General features: G+C 59.4%; 17 protein-coding genes. 8 read left to right on the top strand and 9 right to left on the bottom strand.

The features are described 5' to 3' along the window. The first annotated feature begins 13 nt into the window (after positions 1-13). Positions 14-3,241: a PAS domain S-box protein gene (locus tag HMPREF9695_RS25190; RefSeq protein WP_051054950.1), complete on the top strand. Its 3,228-nt coding sequence runs from the start codon at positions 14-16 to the stop codon at positions 3,239-3,241. Positions 3,242-3,706: 465 nt separating this feature from the next. Here HMPREF9695_RS25190 and HMPREF9695_RS26260 read toward each other — a convergent pair whose 3' ends face one another. Beyond that, positions 3,707-3,856, bottom strand: a complete 150-nt coding sequence (locus HMPREF9695_RS26260; RefSeq protein WP_006019317.1) for a hypothetical protein — start codon at positions 3,854-3,856, stop codon at positions 3,707-3,709. Positions 3,857-4,039: 183 nt separating this feature from the next. Between HMPREF9695_RS26260 and HMPREF9695_RS03050 the strand changes: the two genes are divergently transcribed. The 3 genes from HMPREF9695_RS03050 (at position 4,040) to HMPREF9695_RS03060 (ending at position 7,069) form a co-directional block, all read left to right on the top strand. Further along, positions 4,040-5,554 (top strand): recombinase family protein, encoded by a 1,515-nt coding sequence (locus tag HMPREF9695_RS03050; RefSeq protein WP_006019318.1) that lies wholly within the window; start codon positions 4,040-4,042, stop codon positions 5,552-5,554. Between the two features lie 446 nt (positions 5,555-6,000). Then, positions 6,001-6,750 carry a S1 family peptidase gene (locus HMPREF9695_RS03055; protein ID WP_006019319.1) on the top strand — a complete coding sequence of 250 codons (750 nt, stop codon included), beginning with the start codon at positions 6,001-6,003 and terminating at the stop codon, positions 6,748-6,750. Positions 6,751-6,802: 52 nt separating this feature from the next. After that, on the top strand, positions 6,803-7,069 hold the full coding sequence (locus HMPREF9695_RS03060; RefSeq protein WP_006019320.1) for a hypothetical protein: 267 nt from the start codon (positions 6,803-6,805) through the stop codon (positions 7,067-7,069). Positions 7,070-7,435: 366 nt separating this feature from the next. On the opposite strand, the gene HMPREF9695_RS03065 is transcribed toward HMPREF9695_RS03060, so the two are convergent. The 4 genes from HMPREF9695_RS03065 to HMPREF9695_RS03080 form a co-directional block, all read right to left on the bottom strand. Then, positions 7,436-7,558: a hypothetical protein gene (locus HMPREF9695_RS03065; RefSeq protein WP_347335787.1), complete on the bottom strand. Its 123-nt coding sequence runs from the start codon at positions 7,556-7,558 to the stop codon at positions 7,436-7,438. 588 nt (positions 7,559-8,146) lie between these two features. Beyond that, entirely contained in the window at positions 8,147-10,744 is a 2,598-nt protein-coding gene (locus HMPREF9695_RS03070; RefSeq protein ID WP_006019322.1) for an excinuclease ABC subunit UvrA, read from the bottom strand. A 218-nt stretch (positions 10,745-10,962) separates the two neighbouring features. Then, entirely contained in the window at positions 10,963-11,571 is a 609-nt protein-coding gene (locus HMPREF9695_RS03075; protein WP_051054951.1) for an MEDS domain-containing protein, read from the bottom strand. Between the two features lie 40 nt (positions 11,572-11,611). After that, on the bottom strand, positions 11,612-12,202 hold the full coding sequence (locus tag HMPREF9695_RS03080; protein WP_006019324.1) for a GAF domain-containing protein: 591 nt from the start codon (positions 12,200-12,202) through the stop codon (positions 11,612-11,614). An 860-nt stretch (positions 12,203-13,062) separates the two neighbouring features. Between HMPREF9695_RS03080 and HMPREF9695_RS25195 the strand changes: the two genes are divergently transcribed. Both HMPREF9695_RS25195 and HMPREF9695_RS03090 read left to right on the top strand, forming a co-directional pair. Further along, positions 13,063-14,769 carry a PAS domain-containing sensor histidine kinase gene (locus tag HMPREF9695_RS25195; RefSeq protein ID WP_006019325.1) on the top strand — a complete coding sequence of 569 codons (1,707 nt, stop codon included), beginning with the start codon at positions 13,063-13,065 and terminating at the stop codon, positions 14,767-14,769. Positions 14,770-14,777: 8 nt separating this feature from the next. Beyond that, on the top strand, positions 14,778-15,395 hold the full coding sequence (locus HMPREF9695_RS03090) for a response regulator transcription factor (RefSeq protein WP_006019326.1): 618 nt from the start codon (positions 14,778-14,780) through the stop codon (positions 15,393-15,395). 111 nt (positions 15,396-15,506) lie between these two features. Here HMPREF9695_RS03090 and HMPREF9695_RS03095 read toward each other — a convergent pair whose 3' ends face one another. Beyond that, positions 15,507-16,073, bottom strand: a complete 567-nt coding sequence (locus HMPREF9695_RS03095) for a type 1 glutamine amidotransferase domain-containing protein (protein ID WP_006019327.1) — start codon at positions 16,071-16,073, stop codon at positions 15,507-15,509. A gap of 76 nt (positions 16,074-16,149) precedes the next feature. Further along, positions 16,150-17,361, bottom strand: a complete 1,212-nt coding sequence (locus HMPREF9695_RS03100; RefSeq protein ID WP_006019328.1) for an alkene reductase — start codon at positions 17,359-17,361, stop codon at positions 16,150-16,152. A gap of 181 nt (positions 17,362-17,542) precedes the next feature. On the opposite strand from HMPREF9695_RS03100, the gene HMPREF9695_RS03105 reads away from it, so the two are divergent. Then, on the top strand, positions 17,543-17,770 hold the full coding sequence (locus tag HMPREF9695_RS03105) for a hypothetical protein (RefSeq protein ID WP_006019329.1): 228 nt from the start codon (positions 17,543-17,545) through the stop codon (positions 17,768-17,770). A gap of 73 nt (positions 17,771-17,843) precedes the next feature. Here the strand turns inward: HMPREF9695_RS03105 and HMPREF9695_RS03110 are convergent, their stop codons facing one another. After that, positions 17,844-18,506 carry a DUF6894 family protein gene (locus HMPREF9695_RS03110; protein WP_157223901.1) on the bottom strand — a complete coding sequence of 221 codons (663 nt, stop codon included), beginning with the start codon at positions 18,504-18,506 and terminating at the stop codon, positions 17,844-17,846. 297 nt (positions 18,507-18,803) lie between these two features. On the opposite strand from HMPREF9695_RS03110, the gene HMPREF9695_RS03115 reads away from it, so the two are divergent. After that, a complete protein-coding gene (locus HMPREF9695_RS03115; RefSeq protein WP_006019331.1) occupies positions 18,804-19,433 on the top strand; it encodes a hypothetical protein in 630 nt (209 codons plus the stop codon). Between the two features lie 184 nt (positions 19,434-19,617). On the opposite strand, the gene HMPREF9695_RS03120 is transcribed toward HMPREF9695_RS03115, so the two are convergent. Beyond that, positions 19,618-19,908 (bottom strand): chaperone modulator CbpM, encoded by a 291-nt coding sequence (locus HMPREF9695_RS03120; protein WP_006019332.1) that lies wholly within the window; start codon positions 19,906-19,908, stop codon positions 19,618-19,620. Between the last annotated feature and the right edge of the window lie 2 nt (positions 19,909-19,910).

The raw sequence follows: 19,910 nt of genomic DNA on the forward strand, positions 1-19,910 counted from the left end.
AGAACCCGGACCGATGGTGCTTTCGGCAATCCTTGCCGGCTCGCCCGACGCGATCTGGTGCTGGCGGACCGACGGTATCATCACACAGTGGAATCCCGCGGCAGAACGCCTGTTGGGGTTTGAGACTTCGGAAATCGCTGGTCAGTCCCTTCTGGAGTTGGTCACGCAGGCGGAGCGCTCAGTGGCCGAGAGCATGATCGAACGCGTGAGCGCCGGCCAGTCCTATGGCTCCTTCGAAACGGTCAGTGTGGGCAAGGATGGGAGAACGCTTGCCGTGGAGCTTACTGTCGTCCCGCTGCGTGACGAGAAGGGATTGATCGTGGGCGGAGCAACGTTTTGCCGGGACATCAGCGAACGCAAGAGCGCTGCGGAATCACTTTCGCGGACCGTCCGTGAGCTGGGAACGCTTTTTCACCTGACTGAGCGCCTGCAGGCTGCGAGATCCGCCCAAGAGGTCTATGAGGCGGCGCTAGAGGCGATCACCGATGCGCTGGAGTGCGAGCGCGCGTCGATTCTGCTGTTCGATTCGGCTTCCGTAATGCGCTTTGTCGCTTGGAAAGGACTCAGCGAGCAGTATCGTAAAGCCGTCGATGGTCACTCTCCGTGGACACCCGAGACAACTGACGCGGTCCCGATCTTCGTTACCGACATTCGGAATACGAACAACCCCGATACCCTGAAGAGGGTAATCGAGGGCGAAGGGATTCGCGGCCTTGCCTTCATTCCGCTCGTCCGCCACGGACAACTCATCGGCAAATTCATGACCTACTATAGGTGCCCACATCAATTCAGCGAGCGAGAGACCCGTCTAGCAAGCACCATTGCTCGACAGTTGAGCTTATCTCTGGACAGAATAATCACAGAAGAGCGGTTGAGGGAATCCGAATTGCGCTTCCGTCTCATGTCGGAGCACGCTCCTGTCATGATCTGGATGAGCGACGCCGCGGGCAAATGCCTTCACCTTAACCGTTTGCTCCGTAGTTTTTGGGGGGTGGAAGAAGCAGCCATTCCTTATTTCGACTGGTCGTCGACGATACACCCCAAAGACGCCCAAATGGTCGGCGACCAGGTTGCGGCCGCATTTGCAAAAAGGGTCCCCGTAAAGTTGAAAGGGCGATACCGCAGCGCCAAAGGAGAGTACCGGGTGCTTGAAACCGTCGCGCATCCTCGCTTCGGAGCTTCCGGTGAATTTCTCGGGATGATTGGCGTCAACGTCGATATTACCCAGCGAGAGGCAGCAGAGGCTGAACGTCGCCGGGCTGAAGAGGAATTGCAAGCAACGAATATTGCCCTACGAGAAAACGAGGAACGTTTGCGACTCGCTACCGCTAACGCGGACATCGGATTCTGGGATGTGGATGAGATCAACCAGGTCCTGCACTGGCCACCATTGGTCAAGGCAATGTTCGGGATATCGCCGGACAGGCCCGTGTCGATGATGGACTTCTATTCGGGTCTTCACCCCGAGGATCGCGAGTTCGTCAGCGCCGCTTACGCGGCGGCGGCAGATCCCGACAAGCGAGCTCTCTATGATGTTGAGTATCGTACCGTTGGGAAAGAGGACGGGCGTGTCCGATGGGTGGCTGCGAAGGGACGCGGCTTGTTCAATAGCGATGGGTACTGTGTGCGAGTTACCGGCACCGCTATCGACATCACTGCTCGCAAGGCCGATGAAGCAAAGCTTAAGGAGTTGAACGAAACATTGGAGCGCCGAATCTCCGAGGTTTTGGCTGAGAGGAAAGTGTTGGCGGACATCGTCGAAGGCACGGACGCTTTCGTCCAGGTAGTGGACCTCGAATTTCGCTGGCTCGCCATCAACAAGGCCGCAGCTAATGAATTCGAGAGGCTATTCGGGGTTCGTCCCCAGGCCCAGCAATGCATGCTTGACCTGTTGGCGCATCTGCCTGCCGAGCGCGAAGTCGTGCGCGCTGTTTGGGCCCGCGCATTGTCCGGAGAGGAATTTACGGAAATCGCGGCGTTCGGCGACCGCGCTGGCGAACGTCGCCACTATGAGATGAAGTACAATACCTTGCGGAACAGTGATGGAGAACGGATCGGCGCGTATCAGTTCGTATACGATGTGACGGAACGTATCCGGGAGCAGGAGCGTCTGGCCAGGGCGGAGGAGCAACTCCGTCAGGCGCAGAAAATGGAGGCAATGGGCCAGCTTACCGGCGGCGTCGCCCACGACTTCAACAATCTGTTAACGCCAATCGTCGGCGCGCTCGATGCTTTGCAACGGCGGGGCTTGGGTGGCGACCGCGAGCAGCGCTTGATCGCCGGAGCGATGCAGTCCGCAGAAAGAGCCAAGACCCTTGTGCAGCGGCTACTCGCATTCGCACGACGCCAACCACTCCAGGCCAAGCCGGTTCACGTGGGAGACCTGATTCACGGAATGGGCGAGCTGATTGTCAGTACGTGCGGTCCGCAGGTGAAGGTTTCCATAGAGATCGAGCAGAACTTACCGGCCGCGAGGATCGACGAGATTCAGTTGGAAATGGCTCTCCTCAATCTCGCGGTCAATGCGCGTGACGCTATGCCTGACGGCGGTACGTTGCGCATTATTGCGGACGCCCAACAGGTTGATGCGGGAAATCGCGCCAACCTTAATGCAGGTCGCTACGTCAGGATATCCGTGGCCGACAGCGGCGTCGGCATGGATGAATCCGTGAAGACGCGGGCGGTCGAGCCGTTCTTCTCGACCAAAGGAATCGGAAAAGGCACGGGTCTCGGTTTATCGATGGCTCACGGCTTGGCATCACAGTTGGGCGGTGCGCTGACCATTCAAAGCCGTTTGGGGCTGGGCACGAACATAGAGATCTGGCTTCCTTCGACCGATCAGCCCGTGCAATCGGACAGCCAGTATCAGGTCTCGAGGGTCAGCGGCGGCCCCATTGGAACCGCGCTCCTTGTCGATGACGAGCCCCTAGTTCGTGCGGCAGCAGCTGACATGCTCGCGGACATCGGTTACACGGTTATCGAAGCTGCTTCGGCGGAAGAGGCAATCCGGCTGATTGGCGGCGGCCTTAAACCCCAACTTCTTGTTACTGATCACCTTATGACCGGCATGAACGGCACGGATTTGGCGCGGCGTGTCCTTTCGGAGTTGCCGGGCACGCAGGTATTGCTCGTGTCGGGCTATGCCGAGAGCGAGGGCGTCGCTCCTGATCTTCCCCGGATGGTCAAGCCATTCAGCACTCGAGACCTCGCTGCGAAACTTGCTAACCTAAGTGCAGGCTAGAGCAGCGCGCTTGTTTCAACGGTCCGAGACGTACTGCGTTTCCGGGCGCGGACCTTTCTGCCGATTTCGTTCGTCGGAGCTGCACCTCTAGAAAATCATAGCCACGATCGGTGCCTCGGCAGGCCCCGGCTCATAAGCGTGCTGCTGAAGCTGGCGGCGATGAAAAGATCACCACGGTGCCATCCTCGAAGCTGACACGGCGCTAAACCAAGGTGCGAAACTTAAAGAATCTTCCGAGATCACGCCGGAGCAAATCCAGCACTTCTTCGATCGCGAAAAAGATCTCGAGCCTAACAAGTGAGTGAAGGTGCTGCGCTGGGGCAGGGCCGAGGACGTTCACTAGCTGATCCTCGACGGAATTAAGTACGCCCGGGCGCATAAGTTGCGATACGTCGCGATCAAGAATGCACGTCTCTGCAGGGAGCGATGCGCACGCGCAGTGCATAACATCTGATATGCGAGGCCTCACAGCCGCAACGCCACGGCGACAGCCAGAGTGAGCGCCAGGGTCACGAGTGCGAAGGCAAGAGGCCACCGCAACGCCGCGACGGCGCGTTCCCCGCGCGCCATGACCCGCAACGGCCAAAAGCGGATGTCTATACGGTCTGGATCCATAGCAAATCTCCATTCATAATATAGGTTTATATTCCTAAATCACGAATGTCAACGGGGATGTCTGTTCACAGGTTTCGTTCGGATGCGCGATCGTTTCCAGTTGAGTTAGTTACGCCGCAGTGTAGCGCTTAATTCTATCAAGCTTTTTGGCTGGGCTTTCACTCTTTATTGCTTCGATCGCACATGCTCTCACCCGAAAATAGCGCTGCGCAGTACGTCCGCATGTCAACTGACATGCAATCCTATTCGATCGCAAACCAGTCCGATGCCATTCTGATTTATGCTGCACGCAGAGGATTGACGATTGTGCGCAGCTACGAGGATGTCGGACGAAGCGGAGTACGCCTTGACGGCCGCGCAGGGCTCCAGGCTCTGCTGTCCGATGTGTGTTCTGGAAGAGCAGACTACAAGACTGTCCTTGTCTACGATGTCAGCCGCTGGGGGCGCTTCCAGGACAGCGATGAGAGCGCACATTATGAATACTTATGCAGGCAAGCAGGGGTCAACGTCGAGTACTGCGCTGAACAGTTCGAAAATGACGGCAGTTTGACCGCCGCACTCTTGAAGAACATCAAGCGTGCGATGGCTGGAGAATATAGCCGAGAACTGTCCGTCAAAGTGCAAACTGCGAAGATCCGTTTGGCCGTGAAAGGCTTTCATCTCGGGGCACCTCCAGGTTACGGCCTTCGCCGCATGCTCGTCGATGAACACCGGACGCTCAAGGGTGAGCTTCGCCGAGGTCAATGGAAAAACATTCAATCCGACCATGTTATTTTGATCCCAGGTCCGCCAAACGAGTTAGCAACGATCGAGCGCATCTACGAAATGTTTCTCGATCAGGAATTGGACGTACGCAAAATCGCGGAACAATTGACGACCGAGGGAATCCCTGCTGCATCAGGAGGTCCGTGGACTTACAATACAGTGCGCGCAGTCCTGTCGCATGAAAAATACATCGGGACTGCTGTATATAGCGTGACGTCGAAACCAATCGGTAAAAAATGGCAACGAAATCCGAAGAAGGATTGGGTTCGCTATGAGGACGCGTTCGAGGCCGTTGTACCTAAGGATCGATTCAAGAAGGCGTCTGAGCGGCTAGAGCAACTGGCCCAACCTCTGACAACGAACTGGATGCTTGATTGCCTAACGGCGCTTTGGTGCCAGCGCGAACATCTCAGCTCAGAGATAATTAACGAATCAAAAATAGCGCCCAGTTGCCACACATATCAGGCCTATTTCGGGAGTTTGTCTAAGGCGTATCACTTGATCTGCTTCAGGAACCGGGAGAGCCTTGGATACAACGCAGACCTCCGCAAGCAAATTATCTCCGAAATGAAAGCGGAGATAATCCGCCGAGGGGGAACGGTTGAGGTCTTCCCTTGGAACAAGCATGTCATCGTAAACGCAGAGCTCAGAGTCAGCATATTCATTAGCCGACTAAAGAACACGGGTCCGCGTATCTGGCAGTTTGGCTATAGATCTGGGACGAAACCCGACATCGTCGTGGGCGCGAGGATCATGAGGCGAGGCGGGCGGGTTGAGGACTATTTCATTCTACCCTTTATGTTATTGCCGCACGGAGCGTGGATCACGACGAGCGCATCTAGTGGGGCAAGGCTCGATAGGTTCCGAACGAATAATCTGGAGCCGCTTTATCAGCTCTGTGCGCGCACAAAAGCCGTTGCGCCGCAATGGTAGACCTACGAGATCAGAGAAGGGCGGAAACTCGTAAGCGCAGGGTGCTGGAGAAGCTTGGAGGTGACCAAAGAGAAGTTATCAAGCACGGTCGGATCGGCCGGTTGTTGGAGCAACTAAGAGATGTCGTTGCAGATGAGACATTTAACAGATTTATACATACGCGTGGAATTCAATCAATTCCAAACATTCTAGGCCCTCAATCTTTGCTCCCTCCAGACCTTGATCGTAGTCTGGCGTTTGTTGTTTCGTGGAGGTTCTTTGCGCCATTTGTGTACGACCCTGTGACTGCAACCTATCTGGAAATGCGCTGGCCAGGATTGATCATTGAAATGAAGGATGTCTTTATTGACCTAGTGGCAGATGGACCATTTCCTCATGAGCCGCGGGGGCGGGATCGGCGGTCATTCTGAGGTTGACAGCCGAGGCGTTATGCGTTCGACAGAGCAATGCAAACTTTCCTGTCTTTTCTTTTTTGTCTTTGCGCAACTGCAGCATTTGCGATAACCGGTAGCCGCTCCGCGCCGAGCAGCGATGTTGCGCGATCTATCGTCACCGTCGTCGCAGCCGGCGGCGGCGTCTGCACCGGCACGATGATTGCGCCGAACATCATTCTGACCGCCGCGCATTGCATCGCGCCCGGCCCGGCCAATCGCGTGATCGACTATTCATCGAAGCCGCCGACGCTGATCGCACCGCAGCAGGTCGCGGTGCATCCGCAATACAATGCACAATCCATTGCAGCGCACCGGGCGACGGCGGATGTCGCGCTGCTGCGCTTGTCCGCGCCGATGCCCGGCAAGTCCGCTGCGCCTGTCGGCGTGCCGCGCATTCCCTTTACGCTCGTCTCGCGCTTCACCGTCGTCGGCATCGGATCGACAGTCGCCGGCAGCGATTCCGGCGTGGGCACGCCGCGCGCCGCGCCGCTCGCCGTGACTGGCCAGCCGGGCACGTTGCAGGTGCGCCTGGTCGATCCGCAAACCCAGAACAGGAGCGCGGGCATGGGTGCCTGCACCGGAGATTCGGGCGCGCCCGCGTTCGAGGATCAGGATGGCCGAAGCGTCATCACCGGCGTGGTGAGCTGGTCGACCGGCGCCAACAACGCCGCAGGCTGCGGCGGCCTCACCGGCGTGACCCCGCTCACATTATATAGAGACTGGATCGTAAAGACCGCGCGAAGCTGGGGCGCGGGGTCGTGATTTGACGAACCGTCAACGCGAGAGACTATCCTCCGACGGAAGGGACCCGACAATGCGACATGCCCGCCACTTCATCTTGGGTTTTCTCGCGGCAGGCGTATTGCTTGTTCCTGTCACGGCTCCCTCGGCGCTCGCCCAGCAGCTCGACTTGAAGACTCAACAGCCGCGTCTCGACAATTCAAAGCTAAAGTCGGTTGCACGTCCTCGCCCGGCAACGTCCTGTGCGGAATACGGTGCCGGCTATGTGCGCGTGGAAGGCACAGGCAGTTGCGTGCGGCTCGGTGGCGGCATCAACGCCGGCGTCGGGGGATCGCGTTGAGGGCCATGCAAGAATGTTCCATGTTTTACGAACCATGTCCTGTCTGCTCGCTGTCACCATTTGCGCGACGATGACTTCTGCATCCGCGGCACAGGAGAAGCGGCCCGGCATCAACAAAACGCACACGCGCAGTCATGCACCGGCGCCACGAAAAGCAGCGGGCCCGCGGTCTTGCTCCGAATTCGGCGCGGGCTTCGTGCGAATGCCTGGCTCGGATAGCTGCATTCGCTTTGGCGGCGGCGTCGGGATGGGCTATTCCATGCCGTGAATTTCGTCAGGCCGGATGACGTCGCCCACCGCGAGAAGATCGTGCCGTTGCAGGACTTTTCGCGCGGCGGCCTGGTGACGCTCTGGCATCGGCCGGTATTAATGACCCTGCCCGCGATGCCGCCACTTCTTGCGCGGATACACCGCCGGCTTCTTCACGTATGGCTCAGCCTGCCGCTTGCGCGATTCCTCCAGCGCCCGCTGATACCCTGGTGAGCTCATGATGTTCGCCGCTGCGCCGCCGCGAGCGGAAGCCGGGACGGCGAGAAGCGGAACAGCGCACATTGCAAGAAGCAGTATGGCGGCAAGATGCAGATTGCGTTTCATCTCGATCCTTGGTTGGCCGTTGCCCGAAATCCAAGCATCTCCGGCTCGAATACCTGTGCTGTCAAACTGGTGAACCGGCTCACGCCGTCGAACGCCTGCTGCGTTTCTGGCATGTGAGGCGGACCGCCTGGTCTGCAGCTCTGGTATCGCATGACCTTCCCTGTAATTTTCCCGAATTTCGCTGTTCTTGGAAATAACTTCCCTGTTAGTTGTTTTAGTCAATTTTAAAAAGAAGGCGGTTTTCGACGTGGTTTTCGCCTTCCGTTAATTCCTGAATGCGTCTAATTCGCCGATTTCCCTGTAAAATTCCCTGTTAACAGGGAAATCAAGCTGAGACGGGTGCGATTACCACTGGGTCGCCAGCCATCCAATTTTCAGGTTTAAGTTTTGGGAGATTTGATGAGAAGCTCGCCAGTGCTGGGCTTTTCTTAGTTTACGGAAACGTCTGCTGCTTTGGTGCCGGCGATGTTTCGTTCAAAAATCTTACTGAGGTGACGCGAGATGATAGGACGCTGACGCGTCGATCGCCAGCCGGGCCCTGAACCGTGACAGGTATGGCGCGGTGCGGCTGATGGACAATCCAGCGACCTCGGCGGGCGTGCCAAACCCCACCACATGACCGCCTTCGTTACCTGCACCAGGGCCAATATCCATGACCCAGTCGCTGCCGGCCGCGACGCGCATGTCATGCTCCACCACGATGACGGTATTGCCGGATTCGACCAACCCGTCGAGTTGCGCGATGAGCTTCTCGACGTCAGCCGGGTGCAGTCCGGTGGTGGGTTCGTCAAGGATGTAGAGCGTGTGGCCGCGCTGCGTCCGCTGCAGTTCGGTGGCAAGCTTGATGCGCTGGGCCTCGCCGCCGGAAAGCTCCGTTGCCGGCTGGCCAAGCCGCAGATAGCCGAGGCCAACTTGCCGCAGCGCATCGAGGGACCGGCGCACCTGCGCCTCTTCCGCAAAGAACGCGAAGGCGGCGTCGACCGTCATTCCCAGTACGTCGGCGATATTCTTGTCGCGGTATTTTACTTCAAGGGTTTTGGCGTTGTAGCGAGCGCCATGACAGCTTGGGCACGGAGCATATACACTGGGCAGGAATAGCAATTCGACGCAAACAAAGCCTTCGCCCTCGCAGGTCTCGCAACGGCCTTTGGCAACATTGAAGGAAAAGCGTCCGGCGTCGTAGTGACGGGCGCGCGCCGACTTGGTGGCCGCGAAGATCCTGCGAACGTAATCGAAGAGCCCTGTGTACGTTGCCAGGTTGGACCGCGGTGTGCGTCCGATCGCCTTCTGGTCGACGACCACCAATCGCTTGACGCCCTCCATTCCGCTCGCGATGCGGCCGCCGAGTGTGGTCACGACCGTCCGCTCGAGTTCGTCGCCTTCATCGTCGATGGAGGGGGTGGGATGGCCGAGCTGTTTTGCAACCAATTCCACCAGAACCTGGCTCACCAGACTCGACTTGCCCGAGCCGGAAACGCCAGTCACGGTGGCGAATACTCCCAACGGAAAATCGACATCGAGCTCATGGAGATTGTTGCGACTGACGCCACGCAGCCGCAACCAGCCCTTGGGCGAGCGCGGGGTTCGGTTTGGTACGGTGTAGTCGCCGAACAGGTAGCGGCGGGTTTGCGATTGCTCTACCTGTTCAAACCCTTGCAGCGGACCGCTGTAGAGCACGTGGCCACCGAGTTCGCCGGCGCCTGGCCCGACGTCGACAACCCAATCCGCATGCCGGATCACATCGATCTCATGTTCGACCACGAACAGCGAATTGCCAGAGGCTTTCAATCGGTCGAGCGCCGCCAACAGCGCCTCGGTGTCCGCGGGATGAAGTCCGGCGGAGGGTTCGTCGAGCACGTAGACGACGCCAAACAGATTGGAACGCACCTGGGTTGCCAGTCGCAGGCGCTGCAGTTCGCCCGGAGAAAGCGTCGGAGTACTCCGCTCCAGGGAAAGATAACCTAGCCCTAGGTCAATCAGAACCGTGAGCCGGCCGCCGAGGTCGTCGGCGATTCTCTGCACCACCAGCGCCTTTTCCGGATGCTGCGCCTTAAGCCTGGTGAGGGTAGGAGCAGTGGCCTCCGCATGGGGACGCAAGAGGTCGGCGAGCCTGGCCAGCGGAATTCTGGAGATGTCGGCGATATCGAAGCCAGCAAACTTGACCGACAGCGCTTCGCGGCCAAGCCGCTTGCCGTGGCAGAGTGGGCATTCGGTACTCACCATGTAGCGCGATACCCGCTTCTTGATCGAGGCGCTTTCTGTGGTGGCAAAGGTGTTCAGCACATATCTCCTGGCGCTGGAGAAATTGCCGCGGTAACTGGGCTCCTCCTTGCGTCTGATCGCCTTTTGCACCTCATTTGCGTCATACCCGATGTAAACCGGGACCACCGGTTGCTCGTCGGTGTACAAGATCCAGTCGCGGGCTTTTTTCGGCAATTCGCGCCACGGACGATCGACGTCGTAGCCGAGCGTAATCAGCATGTCGCGCAGGTTGCCGCCATGCCAGGCGGGCGGCCAGGCTGCAATCGCGCGTTCGCGAATGCTTTTGGAATCATCCGGCACCATCGAGCGTTCGGTCACCTCGTAGACCCGACCGAGTCCATGGCATCGGGGACAGGCTCCCGCCGGCGTGTTGGGCGAAAAGGCCTCGGCATCGAGATGCGCCTGGTGCCTTGGATAGTCGCCGGCGCGCGAGTACAGCATTCGAAGCAGGTTGGAAAGCGTCGTGACGCTGCCGACGGAAGAGCGCGTGGTGGGCGCCCCGCGCTGCTGCTGCAACGCCACGGCCGGCGGCAGGCCGTCGATTTCGTCAACCTCGGGAACCGCCATCTGATGAAACAACCGCCGCGCATAGGGCGAGACGGATTCGAGATACCGCCGCTGCGCCTCCGCATAGAGCGTGCCGAACGCCAGCGACGATTTGCCCGAGCCGGACACGCCCGTAAACACCACCAAGGCGTCGCGGGGAATGGCGAGATCGATACTCTTCAAATTGTGTTCGCGTGCTCCACGCACGCGGACGAAACCCCGCAGATCCTCGCCCGCAACGTCTTGAGAACGAGGTTTGTTGATTTTTAGCATAGCTGTCGAAATATTCCGCAATCCGGTCTGGTGGTGACGAGGCGCGTATTGTCGGCCCGCGGGCCGTCCAGGCGTCCCATCACGTTCTTGATCATCATCGCCTCCTTGTGCCGCCAGGAATGCAAAGAGAGTTGATCCGGCGAGCCCTTTTGTCATTGACGATGGTCAAGAAGCGCCGGCAGGTCTGCGACAAACATGGTTTTGACGGCTTCGTCCGGCTATGCCCGATAAGATTGGCTTGGTCCGGTTCGCGACCGCACCTCGCGGATAAAGTCCTGCGGGCTCGTGAAGAACGAGTTCTCGATCAAGACGCCGCCGATGATGACCATAGGATGCGTTCGCAAAATATCGACGGCATGCGGCGCCGTCAGCAGATTGACGTCGAAGGTGCAAATCACCGGGTCGTCGTAATTCGGCAGTACGCTATTGAGTCGCATCTCGTATTCGGCCCATTCGATGCCGCTCTTCCAGTCGTCCACGGCCATCTCGGCGTGCGCGATCATCCGCGTCAACGGGAAGCCGAGCCCGGCGCCGGCCTTCAAGGCATCCCGGATCAGGACGAGCATGGCGTCCTTGTCGAAGCGTCCGGTCTTGAGGTAGGTGTCCTCCGGCAGCGCGACTTCGAGCTGGCGGCTTTTCATCGTCTTCTCCACGTCGACGCCGGCGTTGCGCAACCAATTGAGGTGATCCTCCCGGTGCTGAGAAGGGAGTACATGATACGCGCGCTGGCCGCAGTTGATCCCGTCGCAAATGAACGGCAGCAACGCGTCGTATTCCTCCACTGCCGAACTGAAGAACGCGCAGACATGCCGGTGCTCGCGCAGCATGGATCGTCCAAAAGGAATGGGCTCGGCAGTTGAATTCATGTCAGCCTCGCGGTTGAGAGTCCTCTGCGATCTGCTTGCCGTGAAAGTGCTGGCTCGGCACCGGACCCTCTCGTTGCTCCAGGCCGTCCGCGACCTGGAGGGCGAACCGATCCAGCTGAGCAGGATCGAACTCGCTCTCTATCTGCGGTTCGCGAAAGTGTGTTGAGAGCACGCCCCAGAGGCGGCCGTTGCTGCTGATAAGCGGCGTCGATTGTACGGCAGAAATGCCGCCGGCACGCAGCATATCGAGCTCGCGCGTGCCCACAAACAGGTAGCTCGTCGACACGTTCTCGACAAACACGCGCATGCGCAGCGTCAGCGCTGCAGCGCATGTGGTGTTAGTGTCGCGGCGTACGGCGCCAAAAAAGGAAAGGGCTTCGCTCGATAATCCGCGGCTGGCAACAATTGTCAGGCAGTCGGCTCTCTCGTCGAAGCGCTGGAGCGTGCCCATGTCGGCGCCCGTTATGCCGATCGCTATGTCGAGGACCCGCAGCAGGTCCGCACCGACATCGTTGGAATTGCTCAGCCGCTTGAGGACGGCGTCGATTTGTTGCTCAGTTGCCGCCTCGAGCGGCTCCGTGAGTTTGGCCATTGGCTTGCCTCTGCGGCCGTGACGCGCGAACATTGCCGCGGCCGCGCGATGCCGGAAATGTAATGGAGGATCACTGCCAGGCGGATTAAGCAATTTTGCGTAATTGCCATTTTCGTCATGCCAGCCAGCGAAATCTGGCAATAGTCAATCCGCGGTTGCGCGACCTTGGCTGTGCTGTGCCTTCCGCAAGGAGCCAAACCGACGAAGGTGTTGATTCCGCACTATTCTTTCCATGGCCACGTCGAAACCATGGCATGGGAAGAAGAAGCCGAAGGTGTCCAGACCGCGGTGGAGAAGCGGTCGTCAAAGGCTGCCCGAGTTGGTCCTCGCCGTCAGAATACATCCGCGATGTCCGCTCGAGATCGCCAGGCAATCCGGATTCAGGCTCGACCAGCTCGCGTCGATCGGGTCAGGTGTGAAATTTCCTGACCAGGCCGACGGGCTTCGGCGCTGGACAAATTGGCGGCGAACTCGGTTCGGCTTTCACATCGACCGCCACGCAGATGGCGACCAGTCGATGATCCTGACGTTTAAACCGACACAATGCACTTTGGCATGTTCGCGGCTGAAACGGGACTCAAGCGAAGTGCTCAATGTAAGGTCGTGATATCTCCAACCAGCAACGTGTCCGGTGCCTGATATCCTCCGCGGCGCCGGACCAACACTAGGCAATTGGCTTGGATGGTGTATGGTCCGTCCAAGACGCGGATGCAACTCTGGCCGGTGCGAACCCATAAAGCATCGCGACCGCGGATGGTCCATCGCCAGCCGACAATCCAAAGGTGAATTTCTGCCGTTTTGCTTCGGCTTAGTGACAGTCGCCGAAGTTCCGATTTGCGTTGTGGATTGGATCAGGCGACATGCCTTGGGTCGATGAGCTTTCCCAGCCGCAGGAGCTCAGGCGCTGCATCCGCGATCTCGTTGCGCTTTCGACGCTGCCGGCCATCTGGAAAGACTACAATTCGCGGCAGATCGCCGACAGCGCGGCGGCCGCATTGCTTTCGATGCTCAATGCCGACGTCATTTACGTGTCTGTGCCGGGGCTGCGCGACGAACCTGCGGCCGACGTGATGCGCACGAGCCAAGCGGTATCCGTCGGATCGTCCGGTCACATTGAACGCATCCTCCGCGGTGCGTGGCGCGGAAGGCGCGAGCAGATATCCGCGATCGACAACCCACTCGGGAAGGGAACGTTACGGATCGCGGCGGCGCCGATGGGCTTTGGCGGCGACGACTTGATCGTCGCAGGTTCCGTTAATCCGCAATTTCCGAGCGAGAGGCACCGGCTCCTTCTCGGAATTGCGGCGAACCACGCAACGCTCGCTATCCAACGCTGGCGCGCGGAGGCGGAGCAACGGCGTCTGACGACCGTAATCGAGCGGTCGTCCGAGTTCATTGGTTTCGCCGATCTAGACGGCACACCGCAATATCTCAATAAGGCGGCCTTCGACCTCCTCGGGCTTTCCGGCACTGAGGAAGTGCAGCAGCGTAACATCTTCGATCTCATGGCTCCCGATGAGCGAGCTCGGGCGCATCGCGAGTTGCTTCCGATGGTGATGGGAACCGGACGCTGGCTCGGCGAGCTCAACCTCCGCCACTTCAAAACTGGAGAAATCATCCCCTTTTTGGTGGATTGGTTCCGCATCGACGACCCGCGCACGGGCCGTCCTACGAACATGGCGACCGTCGGCCGCGATCTGAGGCATCAGAAAAAGCTCGAGGGTGATCTTCGAGGCCTCAACGAGTCGTTGGAGCAGCGGGTGGCGGAACGGACATCGGAATTGGCGGAAGCGCTCGAGCGACTGACGCGCGAAGCTGAGGAGCGGGAGCGCGCGGATGTCCGCGCGCAGCAGCTACAATTCGAGCTCCTTCATGCGGCGCGGCTGAGCGCAGCGGGTCAGATGGCCGGCGCGTTGGCGCATGAATTGAACCAACCGCTGACCGCGTTCACCAATTCGGTCAACGCTGCGCGCCGGATGATGGTAAACGGCGCGCACGACAGAGTCGTCGCTACACGCGATGTCCTTGGCGAAGCCGCCGATCAGGCGCTCCGCGCCGGCGAGATCATTCGGCGGCTGCGAGAGTTTGTTACACGTGGCGAGACGGAAATGCGGATCGAAAACCTGCCTGACCTGATCCGTGAAGCAAGCGATCTTGCCTCGGCGGGAGCCGGAGCGCACGGCGTGCAGGTCCGGCTGAGCTTCGATCCGGGTGCCGAGGGGGTCTTGGCAAACCGAATTCAACTGCAGCAGGTCATGCTTAACCTGATACGCAATGCGTACGAGGCGATGGCGCAGAGTGAGTGGCGCGAGTTGGAAGTGGCCACGGCGCGTCTTGATGACGAGTCGATTGAGATCGCTATAGCGGATCGTGGCTCGGGCCTGCCGGACGATATTGTCGAACACCTCTTCGAACCATTCCACACGACAAAAATCGGTGGCATGGGACTCGGCCTTTCGATCTGCCGCACGATCGTCGAGGCCCATCGCGGAAAGCTGGGGTATGAACCCAATAGCGGCGGTGGAACAATCTTTCGCGTTACGCTGCCCCTCCCGCTGGAACGATGAGTCTATCGATGGCTGCCGAACGGATCATTTACGTTATTGACGACGACCCGGCGATCCGCCGATCGTTGGAGCGGCTGCTGGATGCGGTAGGTTTCCAGGTGGCGTCGTATGCAACGCCAAAAGGATTCCTCGACGTCGCGGGCAGCTTACCCGGGGGCTGCGCCCTGCTGGATCTTCGTATGCCGGAGATGGACGGCTTTGAGGTTCATGCTCGCCTTCGGCTGATAAACCCGGACTTGCCGGTCATTGTGGTGACGGCTCAAGGCGACGTGCAGACCGCAGTCCGTGCGATGAAGGCGGGAGCTGTGGACTTCATTGAAAAGCCCTACAGCGACGACACCTTGATAGCGGCGATTGAGTCCGCGCTGAAGACCGGCGCGGCGAAGGGCCGGACCGATGAAATTGCTGCGGCGGCGGCGCTGATCGATACGCTCAGTCCACGCGAGCGGCAGGTTCTTGAGGCGCTCGTGGCCGGGCAGCCCAACAAGGTCATTGCCTTCGAGCTTGGCATCAGTGTGCGCACGGTCGAGGTTCACCGCGCACGTATGATGGATCGGTTGGGCGTGCATCAGTTCGCCGAGGCTGTCCGTCTTTTGGTCTTCGCGAGCTTTGCAGAGCGGGGGTGAGCGGATATTTGCTGTGCTGGAGATGCCCTCTCCAGCACATCGTCCTGCTCGCCATCCTCAAGCGTTTCCCGGCCAAAAGCACTTATGAAATGGTTCCAACCCGCGCCGACATTACGCCGCATGACGTCGCCCCCGTGCTTCGCTGAACAGCTTGATCGTTTCCCGGTTGAATGCCGGGATATCATCGGGGCTGCGGCTCGTGACCAAGCCCTTGTCCACGACCGCTTCCTGGTCCACCCAGTCCGCGCCGGCGTTCTTGAGATCGGTTTTGAGAGAGGGCCATGAAGTCATGCGTCGGCCGCGCGCCGAGCCGGTCTCGATCACGGTCCAGGGACCATGGCAGATCGCTGCAACCGGTTTACCGGCATCGAAGAATGCCTTCACGAAAGCAACCGCATCTGGCTGAATGCGGAGCGAGTCCGGATTGATGACGCCGCCCGGCAACAGCAGCGCGTCGAAATCTTCCGGCTTGGCCTGACCGAGCTCCACGTCGACCGGCAACTCCATGCTCCAGTCCGTGAAATTCCACGCCCGTACGCGTCGATGTTTGGGCGATACGATCCTGGTCGTGGCGCCGGCTTCGTCCAGAGCTTGACGTGGCCCGGTGAGTTCGACCTGCTCGAAACCGTCGGTGACCAGAATGGCCACATTGAGTCCTTTAAGGGTGTCTTTTGCCATGATCCGGCTCCTTTCCAATCCCTGTATAGTGAGCGCCGTTTGAGGGTGCACTGGCGCGAGCTGCCGCTGTCGCGGCTCATCGCCAGCGCTGATCGACACAGGCCTTCGGTTGTTCGCCGCGATCCTGTGCCAGAGACGGATAGTCTGTGTATCCCTTCTCGCCGCCGCCGTAATATGTCGTCGGATCGTCGGCATTGAATGGCGAGCCGATGCGCAAGCGCTCGGGCAGATCGGGATTGGCGATGAACTTGCGGCCGAAAGCGATCAGGTCCGCCTTTCCCTCGCGAATCCACCGCGCCGCCGTGTCGGCCTCGAAGCCGCCCGCGACTATCAGGGTTCCCTTGAATTTCTTCCGGATCGTCTCGACCATGCGGAGTGCCCGCGGATCTGGCTCTTTTCCGCTTTGCATCTGCTCTATCGCGGGGTTGACGATATGAAGATAGGCAAAGTGGTAGTCGCTGAGACGCTCGGCGATATAGCCAAAGGTCGTTTCCGGTTGGTCGTCGTGGATGTCGTTCATCTTGCCCATCGGCGACAACCGCACGCCGATGCGATCCGGCCCCCAGATGCGTATCAAGGCCTCGGCGACCTCGAATAATAATCGCGTGCGGTTCTCGACCGAACCGCCATAGGTGTCGGTGCGCCGGTTGGTGCCGGTCTCGATGAACTGATCGAGCAGATAGCCGTTGGCGGCGTGGATCTCGACGCCGTCGAAATCGGCGGCCCGGGCGTTTATCGCCGCCCGTTCATATTGCGCCACGATGTAGGGCATCTCTTCAATGTTGAGCGCACGCGGCCGTACGAACGGCACGAGCTCGCCTTCGCCGCGCTCGTTCTCGATGAAGGCTTTGCCCTCCGGAATGATGGCGGAGGGGGCGACCGGGAGCATATTGTCGGGCTGCAGGGCCGGGTGCGAAATGCGCCCGACATGCCAAAGCTGATTGAAGATCAATCCGTCGGCCTGATGCACCGCTTGGATGATCCGCTGCCATGCTTCGACCTGCTCACGGCTGTGGATGCCCGGCGTCCAGGCGTAACCCTGGCCCTGCATCGAAACCTGCGTCGCTTCGCTCACGATCAATGCTGCAGATGCGCGCTGCGCGTAGTAGCAGGCGGCAAGTGAGCTCGGCACGTTGCCCGGCTGGCGTGCCCGCGAGCGCGTCAGCGGCGCCATGACGATGCGATGCCGCAGGGTGTAGGGGCCGAGTCGGTACGGCGCGAACAGCACGTCCGTGTCCGTCGCCTGAGCGGCACGGGCTGTCCGCGAAATCGTCGTTGTCTCGTTCATGTTCGCTCCTGCAGCGGAGGACATCGGCGGCTTTCTTGGTCCGTCCACGTGAAAATAGTAGGAGCAAAGCGCCCCGCTTCAATTGACTGCCGTCAATGCGGAGCAGGATTAGAATTTCCCTAATAGGCGACACTCGTAAGGTTCGTTTGCGCGGGCAGGTGTGAGCGAAGATGTGACCAAAATGAACGCGATCGACTCCATCACCCTGATTGAGGGCTACGACGCGATGCGAATCTTTCTCGAAATGGCTTTGCGGCGGCTTGGCAAGGCGGACGAGGAGATCGCTCTTATTATGGCGGGCTTGAAATGGGCCGATGGAGCGCCGATCGATCCGACGATGTGGGAAGGATGGCTGGCGGCCGTGCAAATCGTTTGCGTCGGTCGGACCCATCAGTTTTCCAGCAAATGATAGACTGTCTCCAGACCAGCTTTTGAAGCTGCCGTCCCGGTTATGGATCGCGCCATCCAGTGCACAACAGGCGTCATCGGCCAATTCGCACGCGCGCAATCAGGCGTCCGCGGGCGTCCGTCACGACAACCCATGATCCATGCCAGCTGCCGTCTTGCGCCAGTTCCTGGGCGATCGCAAGCGCATGTGCCGCGGCTTGATCCGGCGTTGAATGGAGAGATCCTGTTTCGTCCGCATACCGCATGCCATTGTCGACATGGAAATAAAACCGGCTGCTATCGGGCAGAGGCTCGGTGACGGATTGTTGGCGTGCATCAATTGTCGGCCGCAAAAGCTCGACATTGCGCTCGGCTGCTCGCCGCAAGGGATCCGTCACCAACTCGATGAGGGAATCGAGCCTCGCGGAAAAGCTCCGGCCGATCTGCTGATGAATACCGAAGATGACGTGATAGTCGGGCGTCTCGACAAGCCGCGCGCCAAGAATGTCGCGCACGCCGCATGCCAGTACAAAATCGTTGTACCATTCGCTTCTGCGCAAGACAGGATCCGAAAAGCATTCGGAGAGCTTTTTCCAGCTTCCATCGAGCAACGGCGAGTATGGGTCGAGGGCGGCGTAGTGCTTGATATAATCGGATTTGAATTCGGCGCTCAGGCCGACAAAACAGGCATCTTCCACGGTGCCCGTGTTCTTGTTCGAAATAATGAGGGCGGCGCCTGCGACGTCGGCCGCCTCCATTAGCGCCTTGAGCGCATCGGGCCACGCCTCCGGCGAAGCCGCGGCATCCTGGAGCATTGAAACAAGAGTGGGCATGCGAATCATATCCTCATGATCCGGCTGGAGTCAGCGAATTCGTAACCTCCTTGCGCGATGCGCAGACAATCGCCCGCCGTGATTGGCAAAAGACTGTCCTGACATCACGGCGAAATCTTCGACGTGGCCTTGATACCCGTCAAGGTAATGGAACCGGACGAGGAAGAAAATCAACATTTCAATTTGCTGCTCCGGTCCCGGCTAACTCCATGAGAACGCATCATGTTGATCACTATCTGTCGTCTCTACGATTCATATACCGACGCGAACAGTGTTGTTATCGGGCTCCAGGCCGCAGGCATAGCGCCTACCGAAACCAGCGTCGTCTCGAATAATTCCGACAGCTGGTACCGGACCGGGCATGCCGCCAACATGGTGACTCTGCGGAAGCAGGGTACGAGCGAAGATACTGCGGCCATCGGCAAATTCGAGGGCGCAGCGGTCGGGGTCGCGATTGGCGCGACAGCGGCGACCGCCGCCAGCCTTGTCACCATGCTGGTGCTTCCGGGCGTCGGCGCGGTCGTCGGCGCAGGATGGCTTGCGGCGCTGTTGGGCAGCATGGCGATCGGCGGCGCAACTGGCGGGCTGCTTGGTGCGCTGACTAATGCCGGCATCAGCGAGGAAGATGCACATGTGTTTGTCGAGGGCGTGCGTCGCGGCGGAACTTTGGTTGCCGCTCGAGTATCGCCGACCGACGTGCCGCGAATAGAAGCCATGATGAACCAATCCGCGGTGAAGCTTGGGGAGCGCTGCGATCTCTACCGCAAATCCGGATGGCACGCGTTCGATCCGTCGGCCAAGGCCTATACCGCCGATCAGGTTCGCAGCGAACGCGCGCTGCATGCTCACTGACGGGCCCGCCGGGCGTTGACGTCTGACAAGGCCAAGCCATCGCGAAGCAGGAATGATCCTTGAGCAGTTGATAGTCGAACTCGGTGGTCGCGGTCGTGGTCCTGTCGCTGCCGTTCCTGCCAGTGACCGCCGGCGTCGCAGCGGCGACAGTGCGTTTCATCGAATAACGCACCGTATTCCCGCGCTATCGGTAGCCCCAGTCCTTGGACAGGCCGGTTTCGGTCGCGTGGATATCTCTCAACAGGGAACGCAGCCCGTGGAGTTGGTCGAGAAGATGCAGAATGATCGCTATGCCTTCGTCGTTGACGCCAAGATCCAGCTTGAGATCCCGGATCAGCCGGGCCCGCGCGAGATCGGCTTCAGAGAATTGAGGAGCGATGCCGCCGGCGAGAGGTATTAGCCATTCCTCATCAATCCAGACGTTCAATGTCGCGGCATCAAGATGCGATCGGGTGATGAATTCCTGGGTTTCCACGG

The sequence above is a fragment of the Afipia broomeae ATCC 49717 genome, from assembly GCF_000314675.2.
In the GTDB taxonomy this organism is placed as follows: domain Bacteria; phylum Pseudomonadota; class Alphaproteobacteria; order Rhizobiales; family Xanthobacteraceae; genus Afipia; species Afipia broomeae.

Coding starts and splice junctions, on each gene's coding strand:
- HMPREF9695_RS03055 (WP_006019319.1), top strand. CDS start 6,001: ATGCAAACTTTCCTGTCTTTTCTTTTTTGTCTTTGCGCAACTGCAGCA.
- HMPREF9695_RS03050 (WP_006019318.1), top strand. CDS start 4,040: ATGCTCTCACCCGAAAATAGCGCTGCGCAGTACGTCCGCATGTCAACT.
- HMPREF9695_RS26260 (WP_006019317.1), bottom strand. CDS start 3,856: ATGGATCCAGACCGTATAGACATCCGCTTTTGGCCGTTGCGGGTCATG.
- HMPREF9695_RS03075 (WP_051054951.1), bottom strand. CDS start 11,571: ATGCTGCGCGAGCACCGGCATGTCTGCGCGTTCTTCAGTTCGGCAGTG.
- HMPREF9695_RS03080 (WP_006019324.1), bottom strand. CDS start 12,202: ATGGCCAAACTCACGGAGCCGCTCGAGGCGGCAACTGAGCAACAAATC.
- HMPREF9695_RS03090 (WP_006019326.1), top strand. CDS start 14,778: ATGGCTGCCGAACGGATCATTTACGTTATTGACGACGACCCGGCGATC.
- HMPREF9695_RS03065 (WP_347335787.1), bottom strand. CDS start 7,558: ATGAGCTCACCAGGGTATCAGCGGGCGCTGGAGGAATCGCGCAAGCGG.
- HMPREF9695_RS25195 (WP_006019325.1), top strand. CDS start 13,063: ATGCCTTGGGTCGATGAGCTTTCCCAGCCGCAGGAGCTCAGGCGCTGC.
- HMPREF9695_RS03070 (WP_006019322.1), bottom strand. CDS start 10,744: ATGCTAAAAATCAACAAACCTCGTTCTCAAGACGTTGCGGGCGAGGAT.
- HMPREF9695_RS03115 (WP_006019331.1), top strand. CDS start 18,804: ATGTTGATCACTATCTGTCGTCTCTACGATTCATATACCGACGCGAAC.
- HMPREF9695_RS25190 (WP_051054950.1), top strand. CDS start 14: ATGGTGCTTTCGGCAATCCTTGCCGGCTCGCCCGACGCGATCTGGTGC.
- HMPREF9695_RS03095 (WP_006019327.1), bottom strand. CDS start 16,073: ATGGCAAAAGACACCCTTAAAGGACTCAATGTGGCCATTCTGGTCACC.
- HMPREF9695_RS03105 (WP_006019329.1), top strand. CDS start 17,543: ATGAACGCGATCGACTCCATCACCCTGATTGAGGGCTACGACGCGATG.
- HMPREF9695_RS03060 (WP_006019320.1), top strand. CDS start 6,803: ATGCGACATGCCCGCCACTTCATCTTGGGTTTTCTCGCGGCAGGCGTA.
- HMPREF9695_RS03110 (WP_157223901.1), bottom strand. CDS start 18,506: ATGGAGGCGGCCGACGTCGCAGGCGCCGCCCTCATTATTTCGAACAAG.
- HMPREF9695_RS03100 (WP_006019328.1), bottom strand. CDS start 17,361: ATGAACGAGACAACGACGATTTCGCGGACAGCCCGTGCCGCTCAGGCG.